Consider the following 8,793-nt stretch of genomic DNA (forward strand, 5'->3'; position numbering starts at 1 on the left):
TTAAAAAGCCAATGTTTTAATGTTCAATGAACTTCAAATTTTGAAAGGTGCTACGTAAGATGAGATAGTAAATTTCTATCTGCCAAAGAAAAAGACGAAGAAAAGTCCTTTAATAACAGAGGACAATCAGAAAAATCAAGAACTTGCGAGTGAAAGAGTTGCAAACGAAAATGTTATCGGTATGCTGAAACAACTTAAAATCATATCTGAAAAATAGAGAAACAGACGAAAAAGATTTGGCCTCAGATTCAATCTAATCACTGGAATTTATAATTTTGAGTGGGTATAAATAGGGTTTAAAGAGGTCTATTGAATAAAAAATTTTTTTCTATAGTTTGCTTTGCACCAAAATGTATCTTTGGACTTAAATGTCCTTTACTTTTATCACGTAAATGGCACCTGTTGATTGTCATTTTATTTATTCCAAAAACTCTCTACGCTTCTTTTTGACTGGTACCTACTTTGATAAATTTTATAGCCTTTTCTTTTAAATCTATACTAATGGACACGTTGACGTTATGGAGCTGTGAAAAAATAACTTACAAAATTTTACATAGTTCCATTTAAGGTGAAATTGATCTGCAAAAATTTTTAAAGCTGCCAATACATTATCATCTATTTTTCTCCCTGTATTATGGTTGTTTTGATCAAGAACAGCACTGATTTTTAGACCTTTATTGGTTGCAGGGTTTCCAATCAAATTGACAACTGCTTCTCTTGAAATTAATGGCTTGCCACGCCAGTTCTTAGAAATATAACTAAATATTTGGGGCGGGAGAGCTAAAAGATAATCGCCAATGTATTAAATGCCATGTTTTGGATCTTAAGGACAGGAGCGCCATGGCCAGATTATGGAAGCTGGAGCAATACGCACCGTCGTTTTATCAGATGGAGAGACAAAGGTATCTGGGAGAAGTTGCTCGAAGAATGAGTTGATGTTCCGGATTATAAATGGCTGATGATTGATGCAAGTCACATCAAAGTGCATCCTCATGCAGCTGGTGCGAAAGGTGGAAATCAAGAGATGATCCGCTCAAAAGGGGGCTTAATACAAAGGTACATCTGGCCGTGGATGTGCATGGTATGCCGAGTCAGAATCATTATTACAGACGGTACCACGGCTGATTGGACGCAAGCTTGGCAATTGATAAGCGGCATCGCAGCCGAATATTTACTCGCAGACAAATATGATAGCGATGCGAGTGTTGCTCAGGCCCAAAGCCAAGGCATGACCGTAGTCATACCTCCAAGAAAAAACCGAAAAGTTCACAAAGGCTATGATAAAGATTTATACAAGTTGCGGCATCTTGTTGAAAATGCATTTCTCCATCTCAAGCGCTGGCGTGGTATTGCAAGCCGTTATGCGAAAAATGCCAGATCATTCTTGGCAGCAGTACAAATTCGATGTATCGCTTTATGGGCTAATATCTCGTGACTACACTATCTAAAAAATGAGTACTTTTTTTCGTATTTTTCAGACTTAAATCCCATTAAAAAACTCTGTATGTCTATTAAAATTTTGGAAAAATATACACATGCTGACACATTCTGGGGTAAAAATTACCAGAAGCGTCTTTGGTAAAATTTGTGAGACGATAGCTTGTTTTTTTCTGTCTAACGCCAAAAGAGAAACCTTTCTAATATCAACCTCTTATTTTAAAGAAATTATCAGTGTATTTTAAAAATTAATGTTTTATTTTGTTTTAGATTGAAAAAAATTATTTCTTAATTTGCTTTTTTTTAATTCTTTTAAACTATTTTATGTGAGCTGGGGGCGTATATTTTTTTATGAAAAAAGTGATAAGTATTTTTTTAGGAAATATTTTTTTTCAAGTATACGGATTTGAATCAGAATTAATTTGCTGGATTCGTGATGCAGAAAAACGCTTATGTGATGACCCTAAACAATGTCAAAGATACCTAGCTTTAACGGCAAAAGGAAAAGCCCTGGTTTTGCAAGAATTGTTGCGTCGCAGTAAAGAAGCAAAGAATGTTTCTGAAATTCATTTAATTAATTGGGTATTAAAACAATATCAATAAATGAGAGGTGGATAGAAATATTTGTAAAAATATCAAAAAATATTTATCTCGCAAAAATTGCTTTTGTATGAAAAGATTAATGTGTAAATGCACGTGTTCCAGAATGAAGTTGTGATCCTTCCAGTAAATTAAGTTGAAGTTTAAGAAATTTTAGGAGAATATTTTAAGACCATATAATTGAGGACTTATATTTAGCACTTGGATAATTGAAGCTTTGATCCTAAAACTCTCATATCAAAGGATTCTAATTCTTAATAATACGTGCTTTCACAAATAAAAAATCTATAAAAGAGGCTGAACATAGGAAGATTTACTTTCCAAAATTCTTCAGACTTTAATCTGTATAGAGAAAAAGTAGGCTCAAGCTAAAATCATAAGATGTAAAGTTGACCATAGCATTAAGGCATTTTTTCAAAAGTAAATTCTAGAAGTAAATTGAAATAAATTCTGGTTCGATATATTTGCCTCTTTATTTTCATTTTCCTATTTACGTGTTTTCTCGACCTTAACCTTTCAAGAAAAAATGAGCTTAAGTCAAGCGTGTTATCAGATCTGCGAATTTTTCCACAAATCGACGGTTGATTTTTTTAAGAGGATGCTTTTTTTGATAAATTAGCTACATCCAGTCGTTAAAATCAATTTTATTAAAAAGGACATTCAAAAATAAAATATCCTTTACAATATTCCATAGTATGATGTATTAGTTCTGTTTCTGAGTGTTATTACACTCCATATATACTGTAGGAAGTCTAATCCGAAGTCCTTCTACCTGAGCTATGGTATAGTGAGCATCGATATTCAATCCATCCATGCACCGTCCTTTTTCGAAATCTTTTTTTGAGTATCCAGAATTTTGTGGCACTTCTAATGGAGCATCTTTTCCAGCATCTACCGCATTGTTGTAAAATTCTAAGATACGAAAATAAGGATTTTCTGGATCTGCGAAATCTGACGCAGATAGTGTGTTAGATTCATCCGTTATTTCTTTTAAAAATTGCGTCAAAATTTTTGGGCTTTCTCCTAAAAGCTTCTGAAATCTTCTGCATAATTCCGGATGTCGTTCCAAAGCTGTATCAAACGAACAAGATTGCATTTTATACGCATCATCGACTAATTTTTCCATAGAAGCGTTTCGAGTAATTTGGAAACTCTTCTTACCCTTTTCATCGATACTGGTATCTATTTCCAAAATTTTTGGGTACGCCTTATTAAATTCGTCATTGATACAAAGTGTATATTTGTTAAATAATTTACGTGGTTCTTTTAATATACTATTATAAAAAAGTGAAAATTCATTTATTTCTTTTGCGAACATTTTCTTTAACTTATATCCTTGTGCGCAAGCTATACTCGTATCTAACATCGCTAAATGAAGATATGGATTAAATTTTTGATCGTATCCATCAAATCCATTACGTGCATAATACACTCCCTTTAGGAAGATTTCTTTTTGTTCTTTTTTCAGATTATTTGCGATATTTACAATGCATTTGTCTATTTCTGTGTGTACTTCTTTAAGGTCATCGTTATATTTCACAATATAGGCGTTTGTCCACCACTGAAAAGGAGACATTGTCTCTTTTAATTCTGTAATTGCTTCTTGATCGGAAAATTTAATGTTTTCTACACTTTTCATCACTGTTTCTACTATATCTGATGTTAGAATGCTTGTTTTAATTGTTTGAATTTCTTTAAGAAGCTTCTTAACAGAATTAAAATTCTTTGTCTGAAGGAACTCGAAGGCACGATGAATAAAGCATTCTCCCTTTATTCTCGATATCTCCTTAATTATAGCCTCTTCATAATTCATGTTGGCAGTATTTTTTTGAAAGAAATTAGTCAAGTCGTCAGAAGAAAAATTTTTCAGTTTAAAGACAATCTTAATAAAATCTTGCACTACTTCTGCAGAAGGTTTTAATTTATTAAAAACAAAATTTATGCTCTCTGGAGTAAATTCCCCATTACTCAAAGTGTTTTTGAAATCACATGTATCATTACGATTGATATACTTTATAATCTTCCAAGGTAATCCATCTAATTTTTTAATTATTTCGTTTATTTTTTTAGAATTTAAAATTTTTTTAAAAAAATTATAATTAGTATTATTTTTGATACATTCATCTAATAAATCACTCCAATTCGATCCATCCATTTTGTTAAGCATTTCTTGATTTTCCAAAATTCGTGCGAAATTATTCGCAGGACTTTTTTTCATATAATATAGCAACGCTATTAGCCAACACGCTCCATCAAATTTTTCCATAACTTTATGGTATTCTGAAGTTGAAAAAAAAATTTCCAACTCTTTCTTCGAAAGACCATACTTTAATAGGTTAAACCAATCAGAGCTCTTAAATCGTTGAAGAATTTGCTTATTGTTACAAAAAAAGTTAAAAAAAGTTTTTTTCAGTTCGATATTTTTAAAATTTTTGCAAATATCTGACCAGACAAATCTCGGATTTGACCAGTTAAAATTCTGAATTTTTTCAGCCATTTTTCATGACTCCACACTGCGTCAAAAAAATCTTTCTTATTTTCAAGTATAAATTTTTTTATTAACGCTTTAAATTCAAATGGATCGGTGTATTTCACTATGTTCTCGTTACTCAACATTGCGTCAAAAAAATCTTTCTTATCTTTTTGGATACAACTCTTAAATAATTTTGAAATAGTATACAATCCTGTACTTCCTAGATCTTCCTTTAATTTTTCAATAATCCGTTCATTACTCAAAGCTATCTCGAATAACTCTTTCTGATTGTTTTGGATACAGAGTTGCAATACCTTAAAAGCTTGCTCAGCGCTTAAGTTTTTCATAATGTTTTGATTAGAACACACCATAGCAAAAAATTCTTTACTATTTTGTTGGATACACTCTGTTAAGAGGGCAGACCACATGCCATTTTGTTTAGTAATCTTTTCATTTTCAAAAGCTATCTCGAATATTTTTTTTTGATTTTTCTTGATGCTTAGATTTAACATGGTATACCAATCTTGTATTACACAATTTTTCAGCAACTTTTTCATTCTTTAGCGCCGATATAGCCATATTTATATGACCGAGATCGCTGCAGTAATATAATATCCATCCCAAATCAATACTAGTCAATTTTTCAGAAACTTTTTCATTCTTCAGCGCCGATATAGCCACATTTATCTGATGAGGATTGACACAGCAAGTAATATCTCTGTTAAATCATCGTGATTCAATTTTTCAGTAATTTTTTCATTCGTAAAAGCTATCTCATAAAGCTCTTTTTTATTGTTCTTGAAACAGTATCGTGCCACTTGTTGCCCATTAGAAATCAAAGCTATTTCGAAAAATTCTTTCTTATTTTCCTGGGTACAAGCTTCTAATACTGCTGTCCAATCAGCTTCATTTAATTTTTCAGTAATTTTTTTATTTGCAGAAATGATCTCAAAAAACGCTTTCTTATCTTTTTCAATACAATGTGCAATTATTTTTGCCCAATCAGATCCATTCATTGTTTCATTAACTTCCGGATTATCCAGATCTTTCATGAAAGCATTAAGATTGTCGCTTTCTATATAATTTACTAAAATAGAAATTTCCGATAAACCAGCCAAAGAAACTTGTGAAACGAATAAACACAATAATAAAATCAAATTTTTTTTCATAACAAATCAATATTAGTTAACACATAACTAATAATACATATTATTAACATAAATGTCAACAACAATGTTAATATATTTTTATTATTTATTTTTTTAACGAGAAAAATTTATAAGAAAATGAAACGTATCCTCAATGTATTGTGTAGAGAATGAAGATCCCAATAATACGTTTTCCGGAGGGAAGCAGATATAATGTTTGTACAAAATTAAAAAAAATCTGATGCAGGTAGTCAGGGCCTGCGCATGAAAAAATTTTTGCAGTAATTTGATTGGGTGCTTGAATGAGATTAAATTTTTACACAGCACGCTTTTTAAGGATTGATCGGTTTTATCTTTGGCTTTTTGTATTTATGTTGAACGCCCATTTTCTGAGTATATCGATATTTTTAGCTGTATTATAGTAATTTAGCATGAAAATGGGATTTGAAAGAATGCGGCAATAGCTTCATAAAGTTTAGTTTCAAATTTTTATGGTATAACCTATAAGGAACTAAAGGAGGGTAATTTATGGGAAGTATACTGCATGAAAATGCCAAGACGATGCTTCGAGTCCGAAAAGAAATACAAAACTCTGTACAGAGCGCCGCTAAAAATAGCAAAGCGTCTGGGCCTTCACTATTAAAACTGTTTTGAAGTGGAAGAAAGTTGGTTGTGTTGAAGATAAACGCTCTAGCTCTGCATAGCCCAAGACTGATCGCCCATTGTCCTTTTAAAATAACGAAAATTCTCACAGACAATGGGGCGAAATTCACCTATGAACTGCTTGCGCAACACCTGAGGCCAAAAAACAAAACGCACCGCCTTTGATGTGATATGCAAGAAGCATAACATTGAACACGAATTCACCAAATTCAAGCATCCTTGGATCAACGATCAGGTCGAAGTCATCAACAGAATTCTCAAACACTACACAACAAAGGCGTATTTTTACAAAAACCTCGATGAGCTAAAGCGCCATATGATGACTTTTGTGCTTTACTATAATCATCAAAGAAAGCTGAAATCATTGAAATATTAGACCCCTTTTGATATTATTATATTAAAAATTGAGCGTAACAAGTTTAATTTTAATCATAATCCAAACCACATGTTGTTGAGACTAAAGAAATAGATGCTACGGAAATGCCTAAAAAAAGAAAGAATCGCACTAACAAATAAAGGAAATTTTATTCAGGAAAAAAGAGAAGAAAAACTTTTAAAACCCAAATTTTTGTTGATAAAAAGACGAAACAAGTAATATGCACTGATTTTGAAAATGGTAAACAACATGATTTTAGAGTATTTAAAGAATCGAAAATAAAGATAGCTCCTGATATAAAGATCATTACTGACTTTGGATATCAAGGGATACAAAAATTGCATATTAAATCTGCGCTGTAAAAGAAAAAGACGAAGAAAAATTCTTTAACAACATAGGATAAGCAGAAAAACCAAAAACTTGCGAGTTCAAAAGTTGAAAATCAAAATGTTATCGGTATCCTAAAACGATTTAAAATCATGTCTGACAAATATAAAAACAGGCGAAAAAGATTGGGCCTAAGATTCAATCTGATCACTGGAATTTATAATTTGGAGTGAGTATAAATGAGTTTCAAAAGAGGTCTAGTGTTTCTGTACTTTTTAACCCCTTACATCTCTCCTAAGCACTGCCTTGCGAAGTCTGGATCTTTAATGAGAGCATCCTCCTTTAAGTCTATCGTATGCAGTGCTTTCACTGGGCGCCATAACTTTAGCTAACGTGAAAATCATCTTGGCGAATGTATTAAAGTGACGTAACTAGCCTAATTTCTATATCTACTTTATTCTTTTCGCCACTTTTCAAAATATCTATCATTTATATAGAATATTTTTTTAACACCGATAATTCTGGGAAATTTTTCATTTTCTAATTCTTTGATTTGTTCGTGTTTTGTGTGCGCTTCCAGATCTTTTTTAGCTTAATTTTTATTTAATATCTGTTTTCTGAAGAAGTTTACTCTTTAATAATTTACAACTTTAGTTTTTCAAGATCAGATTTTAATTTTCGTAAAAAATTTTCGGTATTTTTATTGCAAACAGCCCCTTCTGTGTTTGGATTCCCTCCCTCATGCAAAGAAGAAATTTGGGAAGAAGGAGGTAAAGTCTGCTGATCAGGCAAAGGTAACGCGGGATGTACAGAAGCTGTTTGTTGATCGGTTGCAGTTAAAGGTGTATGTAAAGAATTCGTTTGCAAAACTGTTGTACCAGAAGTAAGGGGTAGAGAAGTTTGGCCAGAAAGATTTCGAAAAGTCGGAGCACTTATTGCAGGGGATACAGAAGTTTTAGTAGAAGTTAAAAGATTTTTACGAGATTCCAGAAGGTTTTTATGAGAATCTAAAAAATTTTTCGAAGAATCCGAGGAAGTTTTAGCAGCAAGTGAAGTAGAAGAAGAGATATTTTTTGAAGTTAAAACATTTTTTTTAACCAAGGCCACAGCGCTATTATTTGATAAAATAGCAAAATATACAAATAATGTAGTAAAATATTTTTTATTCATAAGCTTTTCTATAATTTGGTTTTTCAATATAATGATAATAAAACAATATTAATTTATTATTTTACTAAAAAACTTTTATATTATACTATTTTTCTAAATTTAATTTAGGAAAATGGTATAATGGCTTTTTTATAAACATTCTCGGTTATTAACAGTGGTGATCATTTTATTTACTTTTGTATTCTTTGTCTCTCTGATTAATTATGCATTAAATTGGCTGTTTTTAAAAGTGTTTTAGATAAAATAATTTAGAAAAATGGTATGAGATATTATCGTGTTCTATTCATAACTCATCTTACGTAGCACCTTTCAAAATTTGAAGTTCATTGAACATTAAAACATTGGCTTTTAACAATAGTTTTTGTTTTATTGCAAAATGATTCAATGAGGTTTTCACTTTCAATAATTCTAATTTGCAGTATGCAATGAGTGATGCAAATAGATGATTAGATTGTGTTCTTATAGTTCTGGTAGGTGATTTAGATAAACTTGCATTCTGCTTAATCGATTTATGAAAAATTTCAATTTGCCACCTTTTTTGGTAGACTTTATACATGCGGTCGGCATCAAGGCCTAGGTCGTTAGAGATGAGATAAAGC

The 8,793-nt window shown here is 31.4% G+C and carries 13 protein-coding genes and 2 pseudogenes; 8 read left to right on the plus strand and 7 right to left on the minus strand.

Translation table 11 applies throughout. The annotated features are described in order from the left end of the window. Positions 1-79: 79 nt before the first annotated feature. Positions 80-289: pseudogene (locus P618_RS06840) on the plus strand (IS5/IS1182 family transposase); the annotation flags it as partial. 204 nt (positions 290-493) lie between these two features. On the opposite strand, the gene P618_RS09370 reads toward P618_RS06840, so the two are convergent. Further along, positions 494-799: an ISAzo13-like element transposase-related protein gene (locus P618_RS09370; protein WP_075260906.1), complete on the minus strand. Its 306-nt coding sequence runs from the start codon at positions 797-799 to the stop codon at positions 494-496. A gap of 12 nt (positions 800-811) precedes the next feature. Here P618_RS09370 and P618_RS08655 point away from each other — a divergent pair, with 12 nt between their 5' ends. The 3 genes from P618_RS08655 to P618_RS03950 all read left to right on the plus strand — a co-directional run bounded on the left by P618_RS08655 (position 812) and on the right by P618_RS03950 (position 2,040). Next, complete coding sequence (locus P618_RS08655; protein ID WP_239638262.1) at positions 812-931, plus strand: transposase; 120 nt, start codon at positions 812-814, stop codon at positions 929-931. 27 nt (positions 932-958) lie between these two features. After that, on the plus strand, positions 959-1,435 hold the full coding sequence (locus P618_RS07350) for an IS5 family transposase (protein ID WP_021827094.1): 477 nt from the start codon (positions 959-961) through the stop codon (positions 1,433-1,435). Between the two features lie 353 nt (positions 1,436-1,788). After that, entirely contained in the window at positions 1,789-2,040 is a 252-nt protein-coding gene (locus tag P618_RS03950; protein ID WP_021827095.1) for a hypothetical protein, read from the plus strand. A gap of 700 nt (positions 2,041-2,740) precedes the next feature. Here the strand turns inward: P618_RS03950 and P618_RS03955 are convergent. The 3 genes from P618_RS03955 to P618_RS03965 all read right to left on the minus strand — a co-directional run bounded on the left by P618_RS03955 (position 2,741) and on the right by P618_RS03965 (position 5,679). Then, a complete protein-coding gene (locus P618_RS03955; protein ID WP_156918997.1) occupies positions 2,741-4,342 on the minus strand; it encodes a hypothetical protein in 1,602 nt (533 codons plus the stop codon). Between the two features lie 104 nt (positions 4,343-4,446). Next, positions 4,447-5,067: a hypothetical protein gene (locus P618_RS03960; protein ID WP_040458454.1), complete on the minus strand. Its 621-nt coding sequence runs from the start codon at positions 5,065-5,067 to the stop codon at positions 4,447-4,449. Positions 5,068-5,193: 126 nt separating this feature from the next. Then, positions 5,194-5,679 carry a hypothetical protein gene (locus P618_RS03965; RefSeq protein ID WP_021827098.1) on the minus strand — a complete coding sequence of 162 codons (486 nt, stop codon included), beginning with the start codon at positions 5,677-5,679 and terminating at the stop codon, positions 5,194-5,196. A 507-nt stretch (positions 5,680-6,186) separates the two neighbouring features. Between P618_RS03965 and P618_RS08860 the strand changes: the two genes are divergently transcribed. Both P618_RS08860 and P618_RS09375 read left to right on the plus strand, forming a co-directional pair. Further along, the gene (locus P618_RS08860) at positions 6,187-6,312 is read left to right on the plus strand and encodes a hypothetical protein (protein ID WP_024161183.1); all 126 of its coding nucleotides are present in this window, start codon (positions 6,187-6,189) and stop codon (positions 6,310-6,312) included. Positions 6,313-6,330: 18 nt separating this feature from the next. Further along, positions 6,331-6,486, plus strand: coding sequence for a hypothetical protein (locus P618_RS09375; protein ID WP_156918998.1), 156 nt, complete (start codon positions 6,331-6,333; stop codon positions 6,484-6,486). Here P618_RS09375 and P618_RS08660 read toward each other — a convergent pair. Continuing rightward, complete coding sequence (locus P618_RS08660; RefSeq protein ID WP_021827099.1) at positions 6,428-6,586, minus strand: hypothetical protein; 159 nt, start codon at positions 6,584-6,586, stop codon at positions 6,428-6,430. The two genes, P618_RS09375 and P618_RS08660, sit on opposite strands and share 59 nt — an antisense overlap. Between P618_RS08660 and P618_RS09380 the strand changes: the two genes are divergently transcribed. Together P618_RS09380 and P618_RS06855 are read left to right on the plus strand one after the other, a co-directional pair. Continuing rightward, positions 6,566-6,697, plus strand: a complete 132-nt coding sequence (locus P618_RS09380; RefSeq protein WP_420805322.1) for a hypothetical protein — start codon at positions 6,566-6,568, stop codon at positions 6,695-6,697. The genes P618_RS08660 and P618_RS09380 overlap by 21 nt on opposite strands. Before the next feature lie 89 nt (positions 6,698-6,786). Further along, positions 6,787-7,257 (plus strand): annotated as a pseudogene (locus P618_RS06855) (transposase family protein); the annotation flags it as partial. A gap of 409 nt (positions 7,258-7,666) precedes the next feature. On the opposite strand, the gene P618_RS03970 reads toward P618_RS06855, so the two are convergent. Continuing rightward, positions 7,667-8,194, minus strand: coding sequence for a hypothetical protein (locus tag P618_RS03970; protein WP_021827102.1), 528 nt, complete (start codon positions 8,192-8,194; stop codon positions 7,667-7,669). A 295-nt stretch (positions 8,195-8,489) separates the two neighbouring features. Continuing rightward, on the minus strand, positions 8,490-8,793 hold a 304-nt coding region (locus tag P618_RS03975; RefSeq protein ID WP_040458455.1), incomplete at its 5' end, for a transposase.

This window comes from Holospora obtusa F1 (assembly GCF_000469665.2).
GTDB lineage: Bacteria > Pseudomonadota > Alphaproteobacteria > Holosporales > Holosporaceae > Holospora > Holospora obtusa.